This window comes from Thermus brevis, assembly GCF_026427635.1.
GTDB lineage: Bacteria > Deinococcota > Deinococci > Deinococcales > Thermaceae > Thermus > Thermus antranikianii.
This window is the reverse complement of record NZ_CP102606.1, coordinates 568,835-593,133: the sequence shown is the minus strand read 5'-3', so window position 1 is coordinate 593,133 and position 24,299 is coordinate 568,835. Positions and strand designations below refer to the sequence as shown.

Genomic DNA, 24,299 nt, shown 5'->3' with positions numbered 1-24,299 from the left:
AGCGGGAAGTATCCTAGCACGCTAAGGAGGAGGCGGTCAAGTGTTCGGTATCAGCAAGAAAGCCATCACCATCCTTTTCGGTCTTCTGGCCTTGGCCTTCGCCGTGGGGGCCATCCTCCTCTTCACCCCCCAGGCAGGGCAGCAGGCGCGGGGCAAACCCGTGCTGTGGGTGAACGGGAAGGCAGTTTACGAGCTGGACCTGCTTAGGCTCCAGGGAAACGATCCCCTTTACGCCGCAAACCCGCAAGGACTTCTCAAGAACCTGGTGGACACCCATTTCCTGGAGCAGGTGATCCTCACCGAGGCCCTCAAACAGGACGCTGCCCGGATCCGGGTGGGTAGTGCCGAGGTGCGCAAGGAGGTGGACCGCATCAAGGAGCAGTTTGGCCTAAAGGACAAGAAGGCCTACGAGCAGTTCCTGAACCAGGTGGGGTACACGGATGCCCAGCTCAGGGGCGAGGTAAAAACCCAGCTCCAGATCCAGAAGCGCCTCGAGCAGATCCGCTCCGCAGCCAAGCCCACCCCGGAAGAGGTGCGGTTTTACTTTGAGGTGCACCAGGAGGACTACAAGGGCGAGCCCCGGGTGAAGGCCCGGCAGATCGTGGTGGACGATGCCAAGCTAGCGGCGGAGCTTCTGGCCAAGGCCCAGGCCGGGGAGGAGTTTGCCGCCTTGGCCAAGCAGCACTCCAAGGTGGGTGCCGAGCAAGGTGGAGCCCTGGGAGCAGCTCCAGGGGAGAGCGAGCCCAAACCCGTGACCAAGGTGGTTTTCCCCGAGAAGGTGGCGGAGGCAGTCTTCGCCAAGAAGGGGCCTGGCCTGATGGGGCCCATAGAGGCAGGGGGCCGGTACTACCTGGTGAAGGTGGAGGAGTACCTGCCCCCCAAGGTGCCCACCTTTGAGGAGGTGAGGGAGCAGGTGGAGAAGGATGCCCAAGGGGCCAAGGGGAACGGGGCCCTCGAGGCCTACCTGGAAGACCTCCGCCGGAAGGCCCAGGTGCGCTTCGCCGAGGAGAGCCCCTATAGCTACAAGAACCCTCCCGTGGCCAAGGTGGGCGACAGGGAAATCCTGCTGAGCGAGGTTCTCCAGCCGGTTTTCTCCAACCAGCAGACCGCATCCCTCATCCAGCAAGGCCTGGGGGAGCTAGCGGTGCAGTTCTTCCTGCCCCAGACCCTGGAAAGCCTGATCGACCGCGAGCTCCTGGTGGAGGCCGCCAAGAAGACCGGCAAGCCCTTCATCGGCTCCAAGGACCAGATCGCCCAGGCCTACCTCCTCTACGAAACCCGTGGCCTCGCCGCCACCGAGGAGGAAGCCCGCAAATTCTACGCGGAAAACCCCGCCCTCTTCACCATCCCGGCCAGCGCCGAGGTGACGGGGGTAGTCTTTAAGGCCGAGGCCAAGGCCAAGGCCTTCCGTGAGGCGGCTTTAAAAGGCGGCGATCTACAGGCCCTGGCCAAGGCCCAGGAGGGCAGCGTCACCGAGTACGGCACCGTGAACCCCAACCAGCTCCCCGCCGTTTTGGACCGCCTGGTCTTCAAGGTGAAGGAAACCTTCCCCACGGGTCCTTTGGGGGAGGTGAGCGAGGTGGTGAAGCTGGAAGACGGCACCTTTGCCGTACTGATCATCAAAGACCGCAAGCCGGAGGTGCTCAAGCCCTTCGCGGAAGTGGTGGAGCAGGCTAAGGAAGGGGTCATCAACCGGAAGCGGCAGCAGCAGGCCCAGGCCCTCATTCAGGAGCTCCGTAAGGCAGCCCAAATAGAAAACCGCCTGAGCCAGGTGCTGGCGGAACTCACCCCCAAAACCCAGGAGCCGGCGAAATCCCCTACACAGGAGGCTCCCAAGGAAGCGCCTTCCAAGCCCTAGGCCGGAAGAAACCCGCAGGGAGGCCCCAGGCGCTTGGGGCCTCCTCGGTTTTTTTAAGATGGAAACATGGACCTCCTCAGGCTCCTCACCCTTTACTACGAAGAGCGCCCCGACCCCCAAAACCCCCTCCAGCGGGTGGCCTTCGGCACCAGCGGCCACCGGGGCACAAGCCTCAAGGGCACCTTTACCGAGGCCCACGTGCTGGCCATCTCCCAGGCCATCGCCGACCTCCGGGCCTCCTTTGGAGCCACCGGACCCCTCTTCCTGGCCAAGGACACCCACGCCCTCTCCGAACCTGCCTGGGCCACGGCCCTTACCGTTCTCGCTGCCAACGGCATAGAGGTGCGCCTCGAGGAGGGCTACACCCCCACCCCCCTGGTTTCCCTGGCCATCCTGGAGCACAACGCCCAGCACCCCGCCAAAGCGGATGGCATCCTCCTCACCCCCAGCCACAACCCCCCCGAGGACGGGGGGCTCAAGTACAACCCCCCTACCGGCGGCCCCGCCGACACCCGCATCACCAAGGCCATTGAGGAAAGGGCCAACGCCCTCCTTGCGGAAGGGCTAAAGGGAGTAAAGCGCCTTCCCCTTCGGGAGGCCCTGAAAAGGGCCAAGCCCTTTGACTACGTGGGGCTTTATGTGGAGAAGATCCGGGAGGCCGTGGACCTCGAGGCCATCCGGGTTTCCGGCCTGCGCCTGGGGGTGGACCCTTTGGGAGGAGCGAGCCTAAGGGTCTGGGAGCGGCTTGCCGAGGCCTACCGGCTCAACCTCGAGGTGGTAAACCCCACCGTAGACCCCACCTTCCGCTTCATGCCCAAGGACCACGACGGCAAGATCCGCATGGACTGCTCAAGCCCCTACGCCATGGCGGGCCTTCTGGCGCTGAAGGACCGCTTTGACCTGGCCATCGGCAACGATCCCGACGCCGACCGCCACGGCATCGTCACCAGGAAGGGCCTCATGAACCCCAACCACTACCTGGCGTCCGCCGTCTTTCACCTCTACACCACCCGCACCTGGCCGGGGGCCAAGGTGGGTAAGACCGCGGTGACCAGCGCCCTTCTGGACCGGGTGGCCACGGCCTTGGGGCGGGAGGTCTACGAAACCCCCGTGGGCTTCAAGTACTTCGTGGACGGGCTCCTGGAAGGCTGGCTGGGATTCGGCGGGGAGGAAAGCGCCGGGGCCAGCTTCCTGCGCTTCGACGGCAGGCCCTTTTCCACCGATAAGGACGGCATCCTCCTGGGGCTTTTGGCGGCGGAGATCCTGGCCAAGCGGGAAAAGGGGCCCGACGAGCTCTACGAGGAACTGGCCGAGCGCCTGGGCCGGCCCCATTACGCCCGCAAGGACCTCCCCATCTCCCCCGAGGCCAAGGCCAGGCTGGCCCGCCTTTCCCCCGAAGATGTAAAGGAAAAGGAGCTGGCAGGGGAGCCCATCCTGGCCATCCTCACCCGGGCTCCCGGAAACGGGGAGCCCCTAGGGGGCCTCAAGGTGGTGACGGAAAACGCCTGGTTCGCCGCCCGCCCGAGCGGTACCGAGGACGTGGCTAAGGTGTACGCGGAAAGCTTCAAGGGGGAAGGGCACCTAAAGGAGGTCCTCGAGGCCGCCCTGGCCCTGGTGGCAAAGACCCTAGGCTGAGTACCTAGCCCTTTACTGCCCCGGCGGTAAGCCCCGCCACGATCCGCTGCTGGAAGATGAGCACCAGCACCACCAGGGGCACGGTGACCACCACGCTGGCCGCCATGATGGAACCCCAGGGGATCTCAAAGGGCGTGGCCCCCCCAAAGCTGGCGATGGCTGGAGGCACCGTCTTCACCTTGTCCCCCACGGTGAAGGTGAGGGCGAAGAGGTACTCGTTCCAGGCGGCGATGAAGGCGAGAAGCCCCGTGGTCACCAGACCCGGGCCCGTAAGGGGAAGCATGATGCGCACCAGGGTCTGCAAGGGCGTGGCCCCATCCACATAGGCCGCCTCCTCCAGCTCCCGGGGCAGACCCTTGAAGTAGCCCACCAGGACCCATACGGTAAACGGCAGGGTGAAAAGAAGGTAGCTGAGGATAAGGCCCAAATGGGTGTTGAAAAGCCCCGCCTGGCGGAGCAGCATAAAAAGCCCCCCTAACACCGAGATCTGGGGGAACATGGTCATGGCCAGCACCAGGTAGAGCACAGCGTTTCTTGGAGGGAAGGGCAACCTGCCCAAAGCGTAGGCGGCCAGCACCCCAAGGACCAGGGAAAGAAGGGTGGCCCCGCCGGCCACCACCACGGAGTTCAGAAGATTGCGGCCAAAGTTCGCCTGGAGAAACACGTTCCTGTAGTGGTCCAGGGTGAAGGGTAGCGGGAGAAAGCTGGGGTTGCTGGCAAAAAGGGCGTCGGAAGGCTTGAAGCTGGAGATCACCGCCCAGCCAAAGGGGAAGACGCTGTACACCACCACGAAGGCCACCAGCAGGTAAAAAAGAAAGCGATTCCCCAAACGAAGCCAGGTCCTCATCGCAAGGCCCCCCTACCCAGGGTGCGCATATAGACCACCACGAAGAGGAAGATAAGGAGCAGAATGGCCACGCTTATGGCCGACCCATAACCCAGGTCCTGGAAGTCGATCAGGGTTTGGCGGTTGTACACGGCCAGGGTACGGGTGGCGGGGTTCACCCCGCTCATGACGAAGATGACGTCAAACACCCTCAAGGCATCCAGGGTGCGGAAGATGAGGGCCACCACCAGGGCGGGGGTGAGGAGGGGGAGGGTAATGGTCCAGAACTGTTGCCACCGGGTGGCCCCGTCGATGCTGGCCGCCTCGTATAGCTCCTCGGGAATCAGCTGGAGGCCGGCCAGCAGGAGAAGGGCCATGAAGGGCGTGGTCTTCCACACGTCCACGGCGATGATGGCGGGCAGGATCAGTTCGGGCCGGGCCAGAAAGGCCACCTTTTGCACCAGGATGCCCAGCTTCACCCCCAGGATGTTGATCACCCCGTAGACATCGTGCAGCATCCACTGCCACATCTTGGCGGAAACCACTGTGGGGATGGCCCAGGGAATGAGGATGGCGGTGCGCACCAACCCCCGGCCCTTGAAGTTGGAATGGATGACCAGGGCGATGGCCAAGCCCAGAAGGGTTTCCAGACTGACGGAGATCAGGGTGAACTTCACCGTGTTCCATAGGGCCTGGCGGAAGTCAGGGTCCTGCAGGAGGTAAAGGTAGTTCTTGAAGCCCACAAACTCCGGGGGCTCCACGAAGGCGATATCCGCCCGGAAGAAGGACCAGTAAAACACCTGGGCCAAAGGGTACCCCGCCACCAGCACCACCACCGAAAGGGTAGGCAGGACCAAGGCCCAGGCCAAGCGGACCTGTCGTTGTGTCAGCATGATGCCTAGAGGATAAACCCCGGGGAGTGGTCCCCCGGGGTGGGAAGAAGGCTAGCGCAGGATGCGGCGCAAGCGGCCCTCGAGGTCCCGCACCGCCATCTCCCCGGTCTTCTGGCCGGTGAGGACGCTGTGCACCTCGGTCCAGATGGCCTCGGACACCTGGTTGTACCTGGCCCCAGCCACATCGGAGGGCCTGGAAACCGCATTCTGGAAGACGGGAAGCAGGTCCCGGAACCAAGGGTTCTTGGCCAGCACATCCCGGTCGGTATAAAGGGCCGGACGGGTGGGCAGGCGGGAAAGCCGGACGGCGTTGTCCTTCTGCACCTCGTAGGAGGCCAGGTACCGCACCAGGTCGGCGGACTCCTTGGGATAGCGGCTGTAGGCGGAAACCATGAGCTGCCAACCCCCCAAGGTGGCGGCGTTGGGGGCATCGGCTCCGCCCTTAGGGAGTACCGTGACCCCGAACTTGCCGCGAATGGGGCTTCCCTCCGCCTGGCCAAGGGCGTACGCGTAGGGCCAGTTGCGCATGAAGAGGCTATTGCCCTGCTGCCAGACGTTCCTCGCCTCCTCCTCGGCATAGCTGGTGACCCCCGAGGGGGCAATGGTGCCCACAAAGCGGCGCACGGTGTTAAGGGCCAGGGCAGCACGGCCGTTGTTGATACTGATGGTGCCATCGGGCTCTACGATGCGCCCGCCCCTATGGGAGTAAATCCATTCCAGAGCATCGCAGGTAAGGCCCTCATAGGCCTTGCCCTGGAAAACGAAACCCCAGAAGTCGCGGTTGCCCCCTTTGCGCTCGCCCTCGATAACCCTCTGGGCCATCTGCTCCAGTTCGGCCCAGGTCCGGGGTGGGTTCTTGAAGCCGTATTTTTCCAGAAGATCTTTGCGGTAGTAGAGGATGCCTGCATCGGTAAAGAAGGGAATGGAGGTAAGCTTTCCGCGGATGGTGTTGTTCTGGACGATGCGGGGGAAGAACTCCTTGAGCTCGTTATCCGAGAAGTACTGTTTAAGGTCGGCCGCATGGGGGGCCACGATGCCCGGCCAGATGACGTCGATCATGTACACGTCCACATCCGGGCTCTTGGCCGCCCAGTACTGCTGGTAGAGGGCCAGGCGGTCGTTGGTGTCCGCAGGGGAGTCGATGTACTCCACCCGGGTGCCCGTCTTCTTGCCCCAGGCCTCTACCATCTCCTTCATCCAACGCCCGCCCTCACCCACCGCGGTGGAATCCCCGGCCACGCGGATGACCGGGCCCGCCTGGGCCCGCACCAAAGCCGGCCCCCAAAGGACGCTGGCCGCCAATCCAACCCCTGCCTTCTTGAGAAACTCCCTACGCCTCATATCAACCTCCGTGGAAGCTTTTCCAGGGGGGATTTTAAACCCCGTTCACCCTCCCTGTCAAGCCCAGAGGGGGCTTGGCCCTTGGTATCCCAAGCAACCCTGCCCAGGCCAAAGTAGACGAGGCCCATATGGATCTAGCGGGTCTCGTAGAGGGCTTCTTCTACTTCGGCATCTGGGCCATCGTGCTAATCGAAACTGGATTTCTCCTGGGATTCTTCCTACTCGGGGGCACTCTCCTCATCACCGTAAGCTTTTGGCAGCAGCTGGAAAGCTGGTCCTATCCCCCATCCTTTTCGCTTTGCTGGCGAGCTCAATTCTCGGAAATAACCTCGGTTACCACCGAGGTCGCTTGCTACGTTCTGGGCTTAAAACCGGAGACGTCCTGACTTCTACGCTAAGGATCAAGCATCCTTCATGCGCCCTTGACCCCTTGCTATCACCTTGGGCCCTTTTGTACCCGTGGCTCGTACTCTAACCCCCTTTTCATCCGGCCCCCTGGAAATACCCTGGCGACGCTTCGCCTTATTGAATCTTGTAAGCAGCGTCCTTTGGACGCAGGGTTTGACCCTAGCAGTCTGGAAGGTGCGAAGGCCAATCCTCAACTTGGATCAGCATGGTCTACACCATCGTGGTCACGGGATCGCTCACCGGGATCATCTCCGGTGGGCTTGAATACCGGCCTCATCGACGCACACAAAGGAAAGACAACCTTCCTCGAGGCCATCCAGGACCTAGGGAAAGGAACTGCTGAAGGATTCTACGCAGGGAAAAAGCTAAGCGAAAGCCACCTTTCTAGGTTTTCCCTGTAAAGAAATGGCCAGGATTGGCTTCCTTACCACTCAGGCCCAGTTGACAGCTTCCTTCTCACCTCATTAGGATAAAGCGGGCTTCTGGCCAGGAGGAAAAACCATGCGAGTGCTTCTTGGGATTTCCAGAGTCATCGACGCCCTGAATGAGCGCGTAGGGCAACTGGTGGTATGGCTGGTCCTACTGGTAACCCTGCTTTCTGCGGCTAATGCCCTTATGCGCTATATCTTCCACTACAGCTCTAATGCCTACCTCGAGGCTCAATGGTACCTCTTCAGCCTCATCTTCCTCTGGGGGGCAGGCTGGACGCTGAAGCATGGGGGACACGTACGGGTAGATGTCCTCTATGCCCGCCTCTCCCACAAAGCCCAGTTATGGATTGACTTTCTGGGCACTCTCGTCTTCCTCCTGCCCATGGTGGCGCTTATTCTCTGGCTTTCTTGGCCCATCGTAACCGAGTCCGTGCATATCCGAGAAATGTCACCCGACGCTGGGGGTTTACCCCGCTGGCCCATCAAGGTAGCCATGGTAATCGGATTCGTCCTTTTAGGCCTTCAGGGGATTTCAGAACTTATCAAGCGGGGCCTGGCCCTAGCGGGCAAGCTTCAACTTGAAGAGGAAAAACCAGAGGAGGTGGTCTGATGCCCTTCGAGTGGATGGCCCCCTTGATGTTCGTCGCCCTGGTGGTGGTTCTGCTTTTAGGCTATCCTGTGGCCTTTTCCCTTGGGGCGGTGGGCCTAGGCTTTGCCTTCTTGGGGATGCAGTATGGTCACCTAAACCTAGGGCTTTTGCAGAACATCCCTCTACGCATCTTTGATACCATGCAAAACCAGCTCCTTCTAGCCGTTCCTTTCTTTACCTTCATGGGGCTGGTTCTGGAACGGAGTGGCTTAGCAGAAGACCTTTTGGACACCATTGGCCAACTCTTTGGTTCCCTTCGTGGGGGGTTGGCCTATGCGGTCATCCTGGTGGGTGCCCTCTTGGCCGCCACCACGGGCATCGTAGCCGCCAGCGTGATCGCCATGGGGCTCATCTCCTTGCCCATTATGCTCCGCTATGGCTACTCTGCGCGGCTCGCCACCGGGGTCATCGCTGCAAGCGGTACCTTGGCCCAGATCATCCCCCCAAGCCTTGTGCTCATCGTCATGGCCGACCAGCTGGGGGTCTCTGTGGGGGATATGTACAAGGCAGCCTTTATTCCTGGTTTTATACTCACAGGACTCTACGTTTCGTACGTTCTTTTCACCACCCTTCTTCGCCCCCAGACTGCCCCTGCCTTGCCTCCGGAAGCCCGACCCCATGCGGGACATGAGCGAGGAGCCATCTTAGGCCTTTTAAGCTATATCATCCTGGCACTGGTGCCTTGGGGACTGAGCCTTATTGGGGTTCACAATACGGCCTATTTGGATATTCTCCTGCTTATCCTGGCCGTGGGAATCAGCGCTTACCTTTACGCCCGCAACCCCCTTTTCGCCAGGGTGTTGCGGGTGATGATCCCCCCCCTGGTGCTCATCTTCCTGGTTCTCGGCACCGTCTTCCTGGGTGTAGCTACCCCCACGGAAGGTGGGGCCATGGGTGCCACGGGGGCTTTGCTCCTCGCAGCTCTTCGTCGCCGGCTAACCCGCGATGTCCTGATCCAAGCCATGCGGGAGACTGCCAAGCTCACCAGCTTTGTGGTCTTCATCCTGGTGGGTTCCCGCACCTTTAGCCTGGTTTTCTACGGGGTAGACGGAGACTTATGGGTGGAACACCTACTTTCCAATTTGCCTGGAGGACAGATTGGATTTTTGATTCTCATAAACCTCTTTGTCTTCTTCTTGGCCTTCTTCCTGGACTACTTTGAGATAGCCTTCATCATTCTCCCTCTTCTAGCTCCAGCCGTTAAGGCCATGGATATTAACCTGGTCTACTTCGGGGTCCTCCTAGGGGTTAACCTGCAAACGTCTTTCATGCACCCCCCTTTTGGTTTCGCCCTCTTCTATCTCCGAAGCGTGGCCCCATCCGTGGTCAAGACCGTGGACATCTACTGGGGTGCGGTACCCTTTATCCTCATCCAGCTTCTGATGGTGGGTATTCTCCTCCTGTTCCCAGGCATAGTCCTTAGGGTTCTGGGAGGGTGAGGTACAGGCCCAAAGCTAAGGGGGCCGGAATACGCCCGGCCCCCTTAGCTTTCACCCCAATTTACTCATATCGCAGGGAAGGCAAAGCTTTCGTAGCCCAGCTCCGCCGTAGCAAACCAGCGGTACTGCTCCTCCCGGAACTTCTTCCAGGCGGTGTAGACCTTCCGGTAAGTGGCGTCCTTAGCAGCCTCCTCCTCGTACCAGTCAAAGGCTGCCTTCTGGGCCGCCTTCATCACGTCAGCAGGCCACTTGCGCAGGCGCACCCCCGCCTTGATGAGCCGCTGGAGGGCAGGGGGGTTCACCTGGTCGTACTTGGCCAGCATGGACAGGTTGGCCTCGGCGGCCGCCACTTCGAGGGCCTGCTGGTATTCCTTGGGGAGCTTCTGCCACTCCTTCAGGTTGACGTAGAAGGAAAGCTGGGGCCCGGGCTCGTGCCAGCCAGGGTAGTAGTAGTACTTGGCCACCTTGTAGAAGCCCAGTTTCTCATCGTCGTAGGGTCCCACCCACTCCGTGGCGTCAATGGTGCCCCGCTCCAAAGCCGGGTAGATGTCCCCACCCGCCAGAACCTGGGGCACCACCCCAAGCCGGCTCATCACCTGGCCGCCAGGGCCGGGAATACGCATCTTGAGCCCCTTGAGGTCCGCCACACTCTTGATCTCCTTGCGGAACCAGCCCCCCATCTGGGCCCCGGTGTTGCCACCTGGGAACTGGATGATGTTGAAATCAGCGAAGATAGGGCGGAAGAGCTCAATACCTCCTCCGTAGTACATCCAGGCATTCTGCTACCGGGCAGTTAGGCCGAAGGGCACGGCGCAGTCAAACGCCAGAACCTGTGCCTTGCCCACGAAGTAGTAGCTGGCGGTGTGACCCATCTCCACCGTGCCCTGTTGCACGGCATCCATCACCTGTAGCCCGGGCACGATCTCCCCTGCCTGGTAAGGGCGGATCTGGAAGCGGCCGCCGGTGAGGGCGGAAACCCGCTCCGCCAACACCTCCGCTGCCCCATAGATGGTGTCCAGGCTCTTGGGGAAGCTAGAAGCCAGCCGCCACCTCACGCTGGGCTGGGCCTGGGCGAACACTGGGCCAAAAGCTGCGCTAGCTGCTACGCCGATACCTGCCTTCTTTAAGAAGTCACGCCGCTTCATTGTCGACCTCCTTAGCGGTCCGGGGGGATTATACCCCACCCGGGGGTGGAAAGCGCAAGTCCCCTTGCAAGTTCTTGCGGTCAGCGGACGTAGAAGTAGGTCTCCACCACCTGGTAACGACGGGCTCCAGCGGCTTCCAGGTACACCCTGAGCCGGGCATCCCAGTCCGTGTATACCCCTTCCAGGCGCAGGCTCCCGGGCTGGCTATCCGTGTAGATGGCCCGCACTCGATGGAGACCTATCGGAGGCGTGAGGGTATAGCGGTAGGCCCCTGGAGGCAGCACGTGGGTACCCCGGCCCAGGTAGAAGCGGTCGAACTCATAGGTGCGTCCATCAGGGTCTATGGCCACCAGGCTAATCCAGCCAGGATCTGCCAGGGTGAGGAGGAAGCGTACCTCCTCACCCACGTAGTACGTGGCCCCCGCTCCCCGGTCTGGTTCAAAGCGCAGGATGCTAGGGGAGAAGTCCAAGCGATAACGCACCGTGACCCCTTCAAGGGTCAGGGTGCAGGCGGAAAGAAGCCCCGCCATTAAAAGCCCCAAAACCCGCATGGCCACCTCCACCCTCAGTTTAGTCCTGAATGGGGCTATTCCTCTTCAGAAAACCTTAAGGGAGCCTGGGCCACCGGGGCAAAGCGCCTGCGGTGCACGGGGGAAGGCCCTAGGGCCAGGAGAGCCTCTTGGTGCTCAGGGGTGCCGTAGCCCTTGTGCCGGGCAAAGCCGTAGCCTGGGTAAAGGCAATCCAACTCCACCATAAGCCGGTCCCGGTGCACCTTGGCCAGGATACTGGCCGCGGCCACGCTAGGGCTATTCTGGTCCGCCTTGGAAGGGGCAAGGAGGGGCAACGAAGTGGTCACCTGGAGGTAGTCGGTGACCAGGGCCTCAGGGGGTGGATCCAGAAGGTTCAAGGCCCTTTGCGCCGCCAACAGGGTGGCCTTCAAAACCCCAAGCCGGTCCACCTCCCCTACCTCCGCCACCCCCAGGGCATGGGCTAAGGCCACCCGCCGCACCTCCTCCGCCAGGCGCTCGCGCTCCTTTGGCCTTAAGAGCTTGGAATCCCGGAAAGGGTAACGCCCAGGAGGCAGGATCACCGCCCCCACCACGATGGGGCCTGCCCAGGCTCCCCGGCCCGCCTCATCCACCCCGGCCACCCTTAAGCCCAAGGACCAGAAGGAGGCCTCGAGGCACCCTTGCGCTTCTTCCATCCCCTGGCATTATGCCCCGTATCCCGAGCTTCTTGACATCCCCAGGTGCTATTTGGAAAAGTTTGGATATGGGCCCCTCCACCTTCCTGAGGCCGGTTGCGGTTACCTTAACTCTAACCCTAGGCCTTGTCCTGGCCCAGGGAATCGCGGTCCAAACTCCCCTCGGCCCCACCCTGGGCCAGATAGAAAAGGGCGCCATCGCCTTCTACGGCCTGCCCTATGCGCAAGCGAGCCGCTTTGAGGCCCCAAGGCCCGTGGCCGCCTGGTCCTCTCAGGTCGGGAAGGAACGGGTGGCCTGTCCTCAAACCCTGGGCACCCCCGCGCGCCTTGGGGGATACCTGCCCCCGCAAAGGGAAGACTGCCTGGTGGTAAACCTTTTCCTCCCCTTGGAACTCCCACCTCCAGAAGGCTTCCCCGTGATGGTTTACCTGCATGGGGGCGGCTTCACCTCAGGAAGCGCCGCCGAGCCCATCTACGCAGGACACCAGCTGGCCCAGGAAGGCGTGGTGGTGGTTTCCGTGGACTACCGCCTGGGCCCCCTGGGGTTTTTGGCCCTCCCTGCCCTAGCCAAGGAGAACCCCAAGGCGGTGGGGAACTATGGGCTTTTGGATCTGGTGGAGGCCCTCCGCTTTGTGCAGGGCTATATCCGCTACTTCGGCGGCAACCCTCAAAACGTTACCCTCTTCGGGGAATCCGCTGGAGGCATGCTGGTCTGCACCCTCCTCGCCACCCCGGAAGCCCAGGGGCTTTTCCACAGGGCCATCCTCCAGTCGGGTGGATGCCACCAGGTGCGCCCCTTGGAAAAGGACTTCCCCTTCGGGGAGCGGTGGGCCAGGAACCTGGGCTGCTCCCCGGAGGACCTGGCCTGCCTCAGGAACCTTCCCCTATCCCGCCTCTTTCCTTCCACGGAACCCAAAGCCCCTCCCGACATCACCTCCTCCGCCCTAGGCTTTCCCAACTCTCCCTTCAAGCCCCACCTGGGGGCCTTGCTTCCGGAAAGCCCCTTGCAAGCCTTGGGCCAAGGAAAGGCCCGGGGTATCCCCCTCCTGGTGGGGGCCAACCTCGAGGAGCTTGCCTTTCCCGGTCTGGCCTGGCTCCTGGGACCCAGGACCTGGGAGGAGTTTAGCGGGAGGCTTGCCGCCCAAGGCATTCCCCCCAAGGAGCGGGAGGCTTTAACGAAGGCCTACCAAAAGCGTTTTTCCGACCCCCAAAAGGCTTGGGGGGAGGCCCAGACGGACCTCCAGCTCCTCTGCCCCTCCCTGAAAGCCGCCAGGCTCCAGGCTCCCTTCGCCCCCACCTACGCCTACCTCTTCACCTTCCGGATCCCAGGCTGGGAGGGACTTGGGGCCTTCCACGGCCTGGAGCTCGCCCCCCTTTTCGGAAACTTCGAGGAAATGCCTTTTCTTCCGCTTTTCCTCAGCGCCGAGGCCCGGGAAAGGGCCGAGGCCCTGGGAAAGCGCATGCGCCGCTACTGGGTGAGCTTCGCCCGGGAAGGGGAGCCCCGGGGCTGGCCCCGCTGGCCCACCTACGAGGAAGGCTACCTCCTCCGGCTGGACGAGCCCCCAGGCCTCCTTCCCGATCCCTACGCGGAACGATGCGGTGCCCTCGAGGCCCTTGGGCTACTATAGGGGCATGAAGGCCCGGGCCACCTGCCCCCTGGACTGCCCCGACGCCTGTAGCCTCCTGCTCACCCTTGAAGAGGGAAGGCTCTCCCGGGTGGAGGGCGACTCCCGCCACCCTGTCACCCAAGGCTTCGCCTGCGCCAAAACCTACCGCTACCCGGAAAGGGTGAGGGAACGCCTCCTTTACCCCATGCGCCGGGTGGGGAACAAGGGAGAAGGCCGCTTCGAAAGGATCTCCTGGGAGGAGGCCCTGGAGGAAATCGCCGAAAGGCTTAGGGCCATCCTGGACACCCACGGGGGGGAGGCCATCCTCCCCTACCACTATGCGGGCACCATGGGCCTTGTGGAAAACCAGCATCCCCTGGCCTTCTTCCGGGCCATAGGGGCGAGCGAGCTAGAGGAAACCATCTGCTCCACCGCGGGAAGCGCCGCCTGGGAGATGACCTACGGTCCCAGGCTTGGCCCCGACCCGGAGGAGGTGCCCGAGGCCCGTTACATCCTCCTTTGGGGCATCAACAGCCTCTCCACCAACAGCCACCTCACCCCCTTTCTCAAGGAGGCGAGAAGGCGGGGGGCCAAGGTGGTCCACATCGACCCCTACGAGAACCCCACCAGCCGATTCGCCGACGAGCACATCAAGCTCCGCCCGGGCACCGACGCCGCCTTGGCCTACGCCCTGGCCCACCTGCTTTTCCGCGAAAACCTGGTGGACTGGGAATACCTCAAGGAGGCCGCCACGGGGTTGGAAGCCTTCCAGGAGGAGGCCCGGAAGTGGTCCCCAGAAAGGGCCGAGGCCCTCACCGGGGTGCCCAAGGAGGCCATAGAGCGGCTGGCCCGAGAACTGGGGGAAGCCAAACGGGTCTTCCTCCGGGTGGGCTACGGGATGACCCGGCACCCGGGCGGGGGGAATGCCCTAAGGGCAGCGATCCTCCTTCCCGCCCTTTTAGGGGCCTGGCGCTACCCGGGATGCGGGGCCCTTCTTTCCACCAGCGGGGCCTTCCCCCTCAACAAGCGCTTCCTGGGGGGAAGGCATCTTCTGGAAGGATCCCACCCCCATGAGGGCTACTTTCGTCCCAACCCCAGGGTACGCCGGATCAACATGAACCAGCTGGCCAGCGCCCTCACCCGGCTTGCCCCCCCCATCCGGGCCCTCTTCGTCTTCAACTCCAATCCCCTGGTGGTGGCCCCGGACACGGGAAGGGTCAAGGAAGGGCTTTTGCGGGAGAACCTCCTCACCGTGGTCCTGGAGCAGGTCCCGACGGAAACCGCCCTCTACGCCGACTACCTCCTCCCCGCCACCTTCTTTTACGAGCACCCCGACCTTTACACCAGCTACGGCCACTACTACCTCTCCTGGAACGAGCCCCTAACTGAGCCCCAAGGAGAGGCCAAGCCCAACACCTGGGTCTTCCGGGAACTGGGGAGGAGGCTTGGCCTAAAGGAACCCACCCTCTACTGGACCGCGGAGGAGGTGGCAGAAAGCCTCCTGGATGTGGACCACCCCTACCTTGCGGGCATCAACCTGAAGAGGCTTAAGGCGGAGGGGTTTGTGAAGCTCAACCTCCCCAAGCCCTTCCTGCCCTTTAGAAAGGGCCCCGTGCGCTTTAGCCCACCCCCTGAGGTCATTCCCACCCAAACCCTCCCCGGCTACCCCTTGATCCTCCTCACCCCCCCGGCCCACCGCTTCCTGAACACCACCTACGGGAACATCCAGGCCCTGGTGGAGGCGGAAGGAGGCGAGCCCAGGCTTCTCATCCACCCCAAGGACGCCGAGGAGCGGGGGATCACCGAGGGCATGCTGGTCTACATCCACTCCCCCCAAGGCAGGGTGGCGCGTAAGGCCAAGGTGACGGAGGCCCCCATGCCGGGGACGGTGGTCCTCGAGGGCACCTGGTGGGAAAAGTGGGCCCCGGACGGCAAGGGCATCAACCATCTCACCGCGGAAACCCTCACCGACTTAGGGGGCGGAAGCACCTTCCACAGCAACCCGGTGGAGGTGGAACCCCTCCGCCTGGCCTGATTTGCGCCTGGGCCAGGGTTTTGCTAGGCTGGTTGGGTGCAGACGGCCAAGCCCCTTAAGCGCGCGGTGGCCCTGGCCGCCTGGAGCGAGGAAGGGCTTCTCTTGGTGAAGCGGCCCGAGGAAGACCCCGAGTTCGGCGGGGCCTGGGGCCTGCCGGCGGTGAGCCTTGGGGAAGGGGAAGGCCCGGAGGAAGGGGCCCTAAGGGTAGGCCGGGAGAAGCTGGGAGCCGGGGTGGAGGTCCTCCGGCCCGTGGCCTTCGGGGTGGAGGAGCGGACCGCGTACACCCTGGAGCTTTGGGTGGTGGAGGCCAGGCTTCTCGCCAGGCCTGAGCTTCCCGAGCCCAAGCCCGGCAAGACCTACTACCGGGCCTACCGCTTTGGCCGGCCCGAGGAGCTTAGGGAAGCCGCCCGGCAAGGCTCCTTATGCAGCCGCCTTTACCTGGCGGTGAAAGGTCTCTGCCCGTGACCATGGAAACCCTGGTTCTGGTCAACCTGTTCCACGAGCTGGCCCTGAAAGGGGAAAACCGCCCCTTTTTCCTGAGGAAGGCCAAGGCCCATGTAAAGGAGGCCCTTAAGGGCACGGCGGCCAGGTTGGAGGCGGAGTGGCCCATGGCCCTCCTCTTCCGCCTGCCCCAGGAAGCCTGGCTCGAGGCCAGGGAACGCCTGAAGGACACCCTGGGGGTGGAGGGCTTCGCCCGGGTCCTGCGCACCCCCCCGGATCTAAAGGCCCTCGAGGCCGCCCTGGAGGAAACCCTTGCGAGGGAACGCTTCGAAAGCTTCCGCATCACCGCCAAGCGCTCCGACAAGACCTTCCCCCTCACCTCTCCCGAGATCGAGCGCCTCCTTGGGGCCTTCGTGAAGGAGAAGACGGGAGCCAGGGTACAGCTCAAGGGAGCAGAAAGGGAGTTGGTGGTGCGCATCCTGCCCAACGCCGCCCTTTTGGAGGTGGAGCGCCACCCGGGACCGGGAGGGCTTCCCCCCGGGGTTTCCGGAAAGGTGGTGGCCCTCCTTTCCGGGGGGATTGACTCCCCCGTGGCCGCCTACCGCCTCATGCGCCGGGGAGCGGAGGTGGTCTTAGTGCACTTCCACCCCTTCCCCCTTCTCTCGGGCCAGAGCCGGGAAAAGGCCAAGGCCATCGCCGAGCGCCTGGCCCGCTTCCAGCACCGCATCACCCTCCACCTGGTTCCCTTCAGCGAGGTGCAGCGGCAGATCATCCTCGAGGCCCCCAAGGCCTACCGGGTGGTCCTCTACCGCCGCTACATGCTCCGCATCGCCGAGGCCATCGCCAAGGAGGAGGGGGCCCTGGCCTTGGCCACCGGGGACAGCCTGGGCCAGGTGGCCTCGCAGACCCTGGAGAACCTCCATGTGGTCAACCAGGCGGCCACCCTTCCCGTCTTCCGGCCCTTGATCGGCTTTGACAAGGTGGAGATCAAGGCGGAGGCGGAGCGCATCGGCACCTACGCCATCTCCATCCTCCCTGACGAGGAGTGCTGCACCCTTTTCGCCCCCAAGCATCCCGTGACCCGGGCCCGGCTTTCCGTGGCCTTGGAAACGGAAAGCCGTTTGGATACGGAAAGGCTCATCGCCTTGGCCCTCGAGAGCCGGGAGGTGGTGCGCTACACCTGGCCGGGGCAAAAACCCCTACCGGAGGCTCAGGAGAAGGCCCCTATAATGGAGCATGGACCTCTTGACGGCTAAAGCCCTCCTGGAAAGGGGCGAAACCACTCCCTTGGCTCTTTTGGAGGAAGCCCTGGAAAGGGCCCGGGCCTTCCAGGACCGCAACGCCTTGGCCTACCTGGACGAGGAGGGAGCCAAGGAGGAAGCCCAGCGGCTTACGGAGGAGCTAAGGCAGGGGTACATCCGCGGACCCCTACACGGCATCCCCCTCACGGTAAAGGACCTCTTCCCGGTCAAGGGCATGCCCACCCGGGCAGGAACCCGGGCCCCCCTCCCTCCCCTTCCCGAGGAGGCCCAGGCGGTAAGGCGCCTGAGGGAAGCCGGAGCCCTCCTCTTCGCCAAAACCAACATGCACGAGGTGGCCCTAGGCATCACCGGGGAAAACCCCTGGACGGGCCCGGTGCGCAACGCCTTAGACGCAAGCCGCCAAGCCGGGGGAAGCAGCAGTGGAAGCGCCGTGGCCGTGGCCTTGGGGATCGGCCTCGCCTCCCTGGGCTCGGACACGGGAGGGTCCATCCGCATCCCTGCCGCCTTCAACGGGGTGGTGGGCTTCAAGCCTTCCTACGGCCGGGTAAGCCTGGAAGGCGCCTTGCCCCTCTCCCGCTCCACCGACCATGCGGGGCCTATCGCCAAGACGGTGCGGGACGCCCACTTCCTCACGGAGATCCTGGCCGGGGAAAGCATCCCCCTCGAGGGCCCGCAAAACCCCACCTTCGGCGTGCCCCTGGACTTCCTGGAGGGCCGTCTGGGGGTGGAGGTGCGCAGGGTTTTCCAGAGGCTTCTAGAGGAACTCCCCTCCTTGAGGGCCGAGGTAAGGGAGGTATCCTTACCCCTACCCGGGGTCTATGAGGTCTACACCCGCCTGGTGCGCTACGAGGCAGCCCGTATCCACGAAAAAGCCTTAAGGGAACATCCGGAAGGCTTCTCTCCCCAGGTGCGGGAGGCCCTTATGGCCGGGCTTTCCCTCACGGAGAAGGATTACCGGGATGCGGTGGCGGAAAGGGAGACCCTGCGCCTCCAGTTGGTGAAGGCCTTAAGGGGGGTGGACGCCCTCCTCCTCCCCGCCCAGCCCCTTCCCGCCCCCCCCTTGGGCACGGAGGAGGTGGAGCTGGAATCGGGGAAGAAGAGCCACCGGGAGGCCTTCATCACCCTCACCCTGCCCTTCAGCCTCCTCGGGGTGCCCACCCTAACCCTCCCCTTCGCCCGGGTGGAGGGGATGCCCGTGGGGCTCCAGGTGGTGGGGCCCTACGCGGAGGATGGCCGGGTGCTGGCCATTGGAGGCTGGCTCGAGGCCCGGCTAAAGTAGCACGTAGAGCAGGCCCAGGGTCAAGAGGGTAAGGGGTAGCCCCAGCCGAAGATGCTCCATGAATCCTATCCTCACCCCCTCCCTTCCCGCCCCCTCGGCCACGATGAGGTTGGCCACGCTGGCCAAGAGGGTCAGGTTCCCCGCCAGGGTGCTTCCCCCAGCCAGAAGAAGCCAGTCCCTGGGCTCTTGCACCAGGGGAGCCAGGAGCAACACCGCAGGCACATTGGAGATGAGAAGGGAAAGGAGGGTGGCGGCCAGAAGAAGCCCCAAAGGCGTGGTGGCCAAGGGCACAAGAAACTCCGCCAGGCCCAGCCTTCGTACCCCCTCGGTGACCATGAAGAGGGCGGCGAACATCACCAGTAGCTCCCAGTCCACCCGCAAGAAGTAGCGCTCGGAGCGTAGACGGCGGGTGAAGAGGAGGATTCCCGCAGCCACCAAGGCTCCCTGGGCCATGGGGTAGCCCAGGAGGAAGGCCAGGAAAAGCCCAAAGGCCACCCAAAGCCCCTTGGCCAACAGGGGGCCGTGCAGGCGGTAGCGCAAGGGGGGGATGGGGGGAAGGGGCTTTAAGGAACGTACCTCGGGGTAGAGGAGGGCCAGGAGAACCACCTGAAGCCCCAGGCCCAGCAGGGCCACGGGCCAGAGGGCCGAAACAAACCCCAGGTAGGAGATGCCGGATAGGCTCGCCACCACGATGTTCTGGGGGTTCCCTGTGGGAGTCATGAGGCTTCCCGTGTTCACCGCCGCCATGAGGGCAAGGAGGTAGGGCACGGGGTTCAGGCCCAGGCTCCGGGTTAGGGAGAGGACCAAGGGGGTAAGGAGGAGGGCCATGGTGTCGTTCAGGAAAAGGGCGGAAAGGAACCCGCTTCCAAAGGTAAGAAGGAGGAGAAGGGCAAAGGGAGTCCTGGCCAGACCCAAAAGCCTCTCCGCCGCAAGGCCAAAGAAGCCCGCATAGCCCAGATGGGCGTTCAGGACCATGATGCCGAAGAGGAAGGTGAGGGTTTGGGCGTCCAGGGCCTGCCAGGCCTCCCGGAGGTCCAAGACCCCGAGGAGCACCAGAAAGCTCGCCCCCACCAGGGCCACCCCCGCCCGGTTCATACGGTAGCCGGGAAGCCCTCCCAGGGCCAGGCCCAGGTAGGTGAGGAGGAGTACCAAGAGGCTAAGCCCCTCCCGTATCTCCTGGGAAAGCTCCATACAGTTTCTCCTCCAGCCGGGCCTTCACACGAGGCCACTCCTCCCGCAGGATGCTGTAGACCACGTCATCGCGGAAACGGCCATCCAAGAGAAGGCGGTTACGCCGCAAGACCCCTTCCCGCACCGCCCCCAAGGACTCCAAGGCCCTTTGGCTTCGCAGGTTTAAGGGGTCCACCTTAAACTGCACCCTTTCCGCGAGGAGCACCTCGAAGGCGTGGTGCAGGAGGAGGTACTTGGCCTCCTTGTTGGCGGGGCTTCCCCAGAAGGGTTTGAAGATGAGGGTACCGATCTCCAGCTTGCGGTTTTGCGGATCCGGGGCGATGACGGAGATCCGCCCGGCCAGCTCCCCTCCCAGGAAAACGGCCCAGTTAACCCGGCCAGGCTCGGAAAGAAGGGCCTCGAGGTGAGCCCTTAGGTCCTCTGGCCCCCTTACCCTATGGCTCATGTGGCGGTAGACCTCGGGGTCGAACTGGGCTTGGAAGCCCGGAAGGTGGGAGAGGGTTAGGGGCTCCAAGCGGACATACCGGCCCTCGAGGCTCTGGGGAAAGGACCACATGCCTCCATTATGGGACAAAACCCCTTTAGCTCCCGTACCAGCCGCAGGCCAAGGGCTTTGGCGATGCGCCCTGGGGTATAATGGCGGCGAAGGGAGGCTTAAAATGAAAAAGTTACTGGCTTTTTGCGCCGTTCTTTTACCCTTAGCCTTGGCCCAAAGCGTCACCATCACCTACTGGCAGTACGAGTTCCGCAGCAAGGTCGAGGCCATCAATGAGCTCATCCGCCGCTTTGAAGCCCAGAATCCCGGCATCAAGGTGGTTCACCAGACCTTCCCCTACGACGCTTTCCAGCAAAAGGTGGCCGCCGCTATCCCCGCGGGGCAGGGGCCGGACGTGGTGAACCTCTACTACGGCTGGGCTCCCACCTGGGTTAAGGCAGGATACTTGGTGCCCCTACCCGATGACTGGATGCGGCGCCTGGACCAGGACTTCGTGGCCATGGCCCAGGCCGCCAAGGTGGGGGGAAAGCTCTACGGGGTTCCCACCGCGGTGCGAAGCCTGGCCCTGTTCTACAACAAGGACCTCTTCCGTCAAGCGGGGATTGCCGGCCCCCCCAAGACCTGGGAGGAGTTCATCGCCGTAGGTCAAAAGCTAACCGTTAAACAGGGAGGGCGCTTCACCCAGATCGGCTACGGCATCGCCCCGGACGGGCAGGATCACCACCTGGTCCGGGAGGCCCTGGTGCGCCAGTTCGGGGGCAGGCCCTATTCCGACGATGGAAAACGAGTCCTCTACCAGGGAGAGGCCGGGCTTAAGGCCCTGAGCTTCTACACCGACTGGGTACGCAAACACGAGATCGGGGTCCCTGGCTTCTTCCCTGGTAACAACGGCTATCGCGATGGGTTCATCGCAGGCAGGATCGCCATGATCATCGACGGATCCTTCGCCATCGGCACCATCCAGCAAGGGGCCCGTTTCAACTGGGGAGTGGCGGAGCTACCCCTAGAGCGACCAGGGGGACGGAAGGCCAACTTCGGCTCCTTCTGGATGCACGGCCTCACCCCATTGGCCACCGGGCCCAAGCGGGAAGCCGCGCTCCGGTTTCTCGCCTTCATCACTTCCGAGGAAACCCAGCGCTACTGGTTGGAAAAAGTGGGGGAGCTTCCCGCCAGCAAAAACCTGATCCGGGATCCCAAGCTCTCCTTACACCCCATCTACGGCCCCTTCGTGCTGAGCCTGGCCTACGCCAAGGCCACCCCCTTTGTGGACGAAGCCGCTCAGCGCAAGGTGATGGTGGACGCCATCAACCGGGTCCTGCTCCAGGGCATGGACCCCGCCCAGTCCCTGAGGCTGGCCGCGGAGGAGGAGCAAAAGATTCTGGATCAGTTCTGGAGGTAGGGTGCGGCTTACCCTGGCCTGGCGGGAAGCCCTATGGGCCTTTGTGTTTTTGGCCATTCCCCTGGCTTTTTTCCTTTACTTCCGCATCCTTCCCGCCTTCCAGGCCCTTTGGCTTTCCCTATACGAGTGGCACGCAGACCCCTCCCAGAGGCGCTTTGTAGGCCTCGAGCACTACGCCCGGCTCCTCGAGGACCCCGTTCTCCGCCGGGCTCTTTTCAACACCCTCCTCTATACCCTTCTGGGGATCCCAAGCCAGATTGCCTTGGGTCTCGTCATTGCCTTGCTTCTCCAGCGGGTACCCTTTGGCCGCGACTTCTTCCGGGCCATCTACTTCGCCCCCTACGTGACCCCGGCGGTGGCCGTGGCCTGGGTGTGGAGTTGGATGCTTTCCCCGCATTTCGGGCTGGTCAACGAGCTTCTGGCCCTTTTGGGAATCCCCCCGCAGCCCTTTTTGCAAAGCCCCAGCCAGGCCCTACCCACCGTGACCTGGGTGGTGGTGTGGCAGAACCTGGGCTTCCAGGTGGTCCTCTTCCTGGCGGGTTTGGAAAGCATCCCCCGGCAGTACTACGAGGCTGCCCGCATAGATGGCGCGGAGGGATGGCGGCTTTTCCGCCACATCACCTGGCCCCTATTGAACCCGGTTCTGGTCTTCTCCGTGGTCATCGGCACCATCGGCTACCTGCAGCTTTTCACCCAGGTGGTGAACCTGAACTTTACGGACCAAGGGGGACCTTTGAACAGCACCCTAACCCTGGCCCTCTACATCTACCAGCTGGCCTTCTTGCGCTTCCAGCTAGGGTATGCCGCAACGGTCACCGTCCTCCTCTTTGCCCTCATCCTCCTGATCACCCTGGTTCAGCTTAAGCTCCTCACCCGGAGGGTGGAGCTATGAAGGCAAAAAACCGCCTTACGGGTTTTCTGGTTCTCCTTTTCCTCCTCCTGGGCGGTAGCGTCATGGTCCTCCCCTTCCTCTGGATGGTGCTCACCTCCTTCAAGCCCTTCCCCGAACTCTTCGAGCTCAGATTCCTTCCCCGGGAGCCCACCCTAGAGAACTACCGGGTGGTCCTCGGGGAAACAGGGTTTATGCGCTGGTTTGGAAACAGCCTCCTGGTGGCCTCCCTCACCACCCTTTCCGTACTGTTCTTCGATAGCCTCGCAGGTTACACCCTGGCCCGGCTCCGATTTCCCGGGAAGAACCTGGTCTTTATCCTCATCCTCTCCACCTTGATGGTCCCCACGGAGATGCTGGTCATCCCCTGGTACGTGATGAGCGCGGAGAAGGGCTGGATCAACACCTACTGGGGGCTCCTCTTTCCCGGTCTCATCACCGCCTTCGGGGTCTTCCTCATGCGGCAGTTCTTCGAAACCCTGCCCCAGGACCTGTTCGACGCCGGAAGGATGGATGGGCTTTCCGAGTTCGGCGTGTTTTGGCGGATTGGCCTGCCCCTGGTGCGCCCGGCCCTAGCCGCCTTAGGGATCTTCACCTTCCTGGGCAACTGGAACGCCTTCCTATGGCCCCTCATCGTGGTCCAAACCCCGGAGATGCGCACCCTTCCCGTGGGCATCGCCCTTTTCTCCGGGGAAGCGGGCACCGCCTGGAACCTGATCATGGCGGCCTCGAGCCTGGCGGTGCTACCGGTTCTTTTGGTCTTTTTCTTCTTCCAGCGGCAGATCATCGAGGGAGTGGTCCTCACCGGGGTGAAGGGATGAGGGAAGAGCTTCAGCAGGTCCTAAACCTCCTCCACCTCCCCCACCGGGGAAGCGCCACCCCCCTCGAGGCCGAGGCCTTTCGCCGCTTGCGCACCTTTTTGGAGGAGCGGGGCCACCGGGTCCAAACCCTTCCTTTCCAGGGGGTCAGAAGCTACGGGTGGGAACTTCTCGGCATCAGCCTCCTCCTTGCCTTGGCTCCCCTTTCCCCTTGGCCACCCCTTCTGGGGGCCTGGGCCTTTTTCCTTTACTTCAACGGGTTTAGGCCTTGGAGCTTCCTTCTAGACCGGCATCCCTCGCAAAACCTCCTCGCCTGGAAGGGGCAAGGGGGAAAGGCCCTTCTCCTTATGGCCCACGTGGACACCGCCAAGACCTTTTTCCTCTACCACCCGCAAAGGGTTCGCCGCTTCCGGGAAAGCTTCCTCCTGAACGCCCTCCTCGCCTTCCTGTCCCCTTTTCTCGCCCTCACCCCCCTCAGGTGGCCCATAGGCCTCTACTTCCTCATCCAGGCCGCCCTCCTCCTCCACCGGGAGCTAAGGGCTCCTTACGTGGAGGGGGGAAACGACAACGGAAGCGGGGTGGCGGTGGCCACGGTCCTTTTCCTGGAAACCGAGCCCCCAGAGGGCTGGCGGCTCGGCCTCGCCCTCACGGGTTGCGAGGAGGTGGGGGCCCTGGGGGCCAAGGTCCTGATCCCGCATCTTCCCCCAGGCACCCTGGTCCTTAACCTGGACAACGTGGGCCGGGGAGAGCTTTTCTATGCGGAAGGAGAAGGCATGCTCCTTTATGTTTCCTACCGTGGAGCGCTCTTGGATGCGGCACGAAAAACCCCGGGAGCCCGTCCCCTCCGCTACCGCCTGGCCTACTTCGACACCCTGCCCCTGGCGCAAAGGGGCTTTCCCTGCCTTTCCCTGATCCGGCTGGAACAGGGGGTGCCCCCCGAGTGGCACTGGCCCACGGATACCTTTGCCCGTTTGGACCAGGGAGCCCTCGAGGACACCCTGCGCTACACCCGCACCCTTTTGCAAAGGGTCTTCCACGGGGTAAGCTCTTGAC

The 24,299-nt window shown here is 63.1% G+C and carries 20 protein-coding genes and 1 pseudogene; 13 read left to right on the top strand and 8 right to left on the bottom strand.

Features of this window, described 5'->3' with window-relative positions; translation table 11 throughout:
• Positions 1–40: 40 nt before the first annotated feature.
• A complete protein-coding gene (locus tag KQ693_RS03320; protein ID WP_267261921.1) occupies positions 41–1,858 on the top strand; it encodes a peptidylprolyl isomerase in 1,818 nt (605 codons plus the stop codon).
• A gap of 66 nt (positions 1,859–1,924) precedes the next feature.
• A complete protein-coding gene (locus KQ693_RS03315) occupies positions 1,925–3,493 on the top strand; it encodes a phosphoglucomutase (protein WP_267261920.1) in 1,569 nt (522 codons plus the stop codon).
• 4 nt (positions 3,494–3,497) lie between these two features.
• Here the strand turns inward: KQ693_RS03315 and KQ693_RS03310 are convergent, their stop codons facing one another.
• Genes KQ693_RS03310 through KQ693_RS03300 form a run of 3 tightly spaced genes read right to left on the bottom strand, consistent with a single transcriptional unit; the run spans position 3,498 to position 6,553 of the window.
• Positions 3,498–4,340: a carbohydrate ABC transporter permease gene (locus KQ693_RS03310; protein ID WP_267261919.1), complete on the bottom strand. Its 843-nt coding sequence runs from the start codon at positions 4,338–4,340 to the stop codon at positions 3,498–3,500.
• Positions 4,337–5,212, bottom strand: a complete 876-nt coding sequence (locus KQ693_RS03305) for a carbohydrate ABC transporter permease (protein ID WP_219760291.1) — start codon at positions 5,210–5,212, stop codon at positions 4,337–4,339. Before KQ693_RS03305 ends, KQ693_RS03310 begins: the two co-directional genes overlap by 4 nt.
• A 51-nt stretch (positions 5,213–5,263) precedes the next feature.
• Entirely contained in the window at positions 5,264–6,553 is a 1,290-nt protein-coding gene (locus KQ693_RS03300; protein ID WP_267261918.1) for an ABC transporter substrate-binding protein, read from the bottom strand.
• A 909-nt stretch (positions 6,554–7,462) separates the two neighbouring features.
• On the opposite strand from KQ693_RS03300, the gene KQ693_RS03295 reads away from it, so the two are divergent.
• Complete coding sequence (locus tag KQ693_RS03295; protein ID WP_219760288.1) at positions 7,463–8,002, top strand: TRAP transporter small permease subunit; 540 nt, start codon at positions 7,463–7,465, stop codon at positions 8,000–8,002.
• Positions 8,002–9,480: a TRAP transporter large permease gene (locus tag KQ693_RS03290; protein ID WP_267261917.1), complete on the top strand. Its 1,479-nt coding sequence runs from the start codon at positions 8,002–8,004 to the stop codon at positions 9,478–9,480. The genes KQ693_RS03295 and KQ693_RS03290 overlap by 1 nt, the downstream gene beginning before the upstream one ends.
• Positions 9,481–9,545: 65 nt before the next feature.
• On the opposite strand, the pseudogene KQ693_RS03285 reads toward KQ693_RS03290, so the two are convergent.
• The 3 genes and pseudogenes from KQ693_RS03285 to KQ693_RS03275 all read right to left on the bottom strand — a co-directional run bounded on the left by KQ693_RS03285 (position 9,546) and on the right by KQ693_RS03275 (position 11,829).
• Positions 9,546–10,625, bottom strand: a pseudogene (locus tag KQ693_RS03285) (TRAP transporter substrate-binding protein).
• 80 nt (positions 10,626–10,705) lie between these two features.
• Positions 10,706–11,176, bottom strand: a complete 471-nt coding sequence (locus KQ693_RS03280; protein ID WP_219760303.1) for a DUF4384 domain-containing protein — start codon at positions 11,174–11,176, stop codon at positions 10,706–10,708.
• Positions 11,177–11,211: 35 nt separating this feature from the next.
• Positions 11,212–11,829: a ribonuclease HII gene (locus KQ693_RS03275; protein ID WP_267261916.1), complete on the bottom strand. Its 618-nt coding sequence runs from the start codon at positions 11,827–11,829 to the stop codon at positions 11,212–11,214.
• A gap of 68 nt (positions 11,830–11,897) precedes the next feature.
• Here KQ693_RS03275 and KQ693_RS03270 point away from each other — a divergent pair, with 68 nt between their 5' ends.
• The 5 genes from KQ693_RS03270 to KQ693_RS03250 are packed head-to-tail and all read left to right on the top strand — an operon-like array spanning position 11,898 to position 18,453.
• Entirely contained in the window at positions 11,898–13,457 is a 1,560-nt protein-coding gene (locus tag KQ693_RS03270) for a carboxylesterase/lipase family protein (RefSeq protein WP_267261915.1), read from the top strand.
• A gap of 4 nt (positions 13,458–13,461) precedes the next feature.
• Positions 13,462–15,471 carry a molybdopterin oxidoreductase family protein gene (locus KQ693_RS03265; protein WP_267261914.1) on the top strand — a complete coding sequence of 670 codons (2,010 nt, stop codon included), beginning with the start codon at positions 13,462–13,464 and terminating at the stop codon, positions 15,469–15,471.
• 36 nt (positions 15,472–15,507) lie between these two features.
• Complete coding sequence (locus tag KQ693_RS03260; protein WP_219760278.1) at positions 15,508–15,936, top strand: NUDIX domain-containing protein; 429 nt, start codon at positions 15,508–15,510, stop codon at positions 15,934–15,936.
• Positions 15,937–15,938: 2 nt separating this feature from the next.
• A complete protein-coding gene (thiI, locus tag KQ693_RS03255; protein ID WP_219760302.1) occupies positions 15,939–17,168 on the top strand; it encodes a tRNA uracil 4-sulfurtransferase ThiI in 1,230 nt (409 codons plus the stop codon).
• On the top strand, positions 17,149–18,453 hold the full coding sequence (locus tag KQ693_RS03250; RefSeq protein ID WP_267261913.1) for an amidase: 1,305 nt from the start codon (positions 17,149–17,151) through the stop codon (positions 18,451–18,453). The genes thiI and KQ693_RS03250 overlap by 20 nt, the downstream gene beginning before the upstream one ends.
• Here the strand turns inward: KQ693_RS03250 and KQ693_RS03245 are convergent.
• Positions 18,445–19,644: an SLC13 family permease gene (locus KQ693_RS03245; protein ID WP_267261912.1), complete on the bottom strand. Its 1,200-nt coding sequence runs from the start codon at positions 19,642–19,644 to the stop codon at positions 18,445–18,447. The two genes, KQ693_RS03250 and KQ693_RS03245, sit on opposite strands and share 9 nt — an antisense overlap.
• A complete protein-coding gene (locus KQ693_RS03240) occupies positions 19,610–20,200 on the bottom strand; it encodes a GNAT family N-acetyltransferase (protein WP_267261911.1) in 591 nt (196 codons plus the stop codon). The genes KQ693_RS03245 and KQ693_RS03240 overlap by 35 nt, the downstream gene beginning before the upstream one ends.
• A gap of 103 nt (positions 20,201–20,303) precedes the next feature.
• Between KQ693_RS03240 and KQ693_RS03235 the strand changes: the two genes are divergently transcribed.
• Genes KQ693_RS03235 through KQ693_RS03220 form a run of 4 tightly spaced genes read left to right on the top strand, consistent with a single transcriptional unit; the run spans position 20,304 to position 24,298 of the window.
• Positions 20,304–21,539 carry an extracellular solute-binding protein gene (locus tag KQ693_RS03235; RefSeq protein ID WP_267261910.1) on the top strand — a complete coding sequence of 412 codons (1,236 nt, stop codon included), beginning with the start codon at positions 20,304–20,306 and terminating at the stop codon, positions 21,537–21,539.
• Position 21,540: 1 nt separating this feature from the next.
• Positions 21,541–22,431: a carbohydrate ABC transporter permease gene (locus KQ693_RS03230; protein WP_028494560.1), complete on the top strand. Its 891-nt coding sequence runs from the start codon at positions 21,541–21,543 to the stop codon at positions 22,429–22,431.
• Positions 22,428–23,249: a carbohydrate ABC transporter permease gene (locus tag KQ693_RS03225; protein WP_219760269.1), complete on the top strand. Its 822-nt coding sequence runs from the start codon at positions 22,428–22,430 to the stop codon at positions 23,247–23,249. The genes KQ693_RS03230 and KQ693_RS03225 overlap by 4 nt, the downstream gene beginning before the upstream one ends.
• Positions 23,246–24,298 (top strand): M28 family peptidase, encoded by a 1,053-nt coding sequence (locus KQ693_RS03220; RefSeq protein ID WP_267261909.1) that lies wholly within the window; start codon positions 23,246–23,248, stop codon positions 24,296–24,298. Before KQ693_RS03225 ends, KQ693_RS03220 begins: the two co-directional genes overlap by 4 nt.
• Position 24,299: the final 1 nt, after the last annotated feature.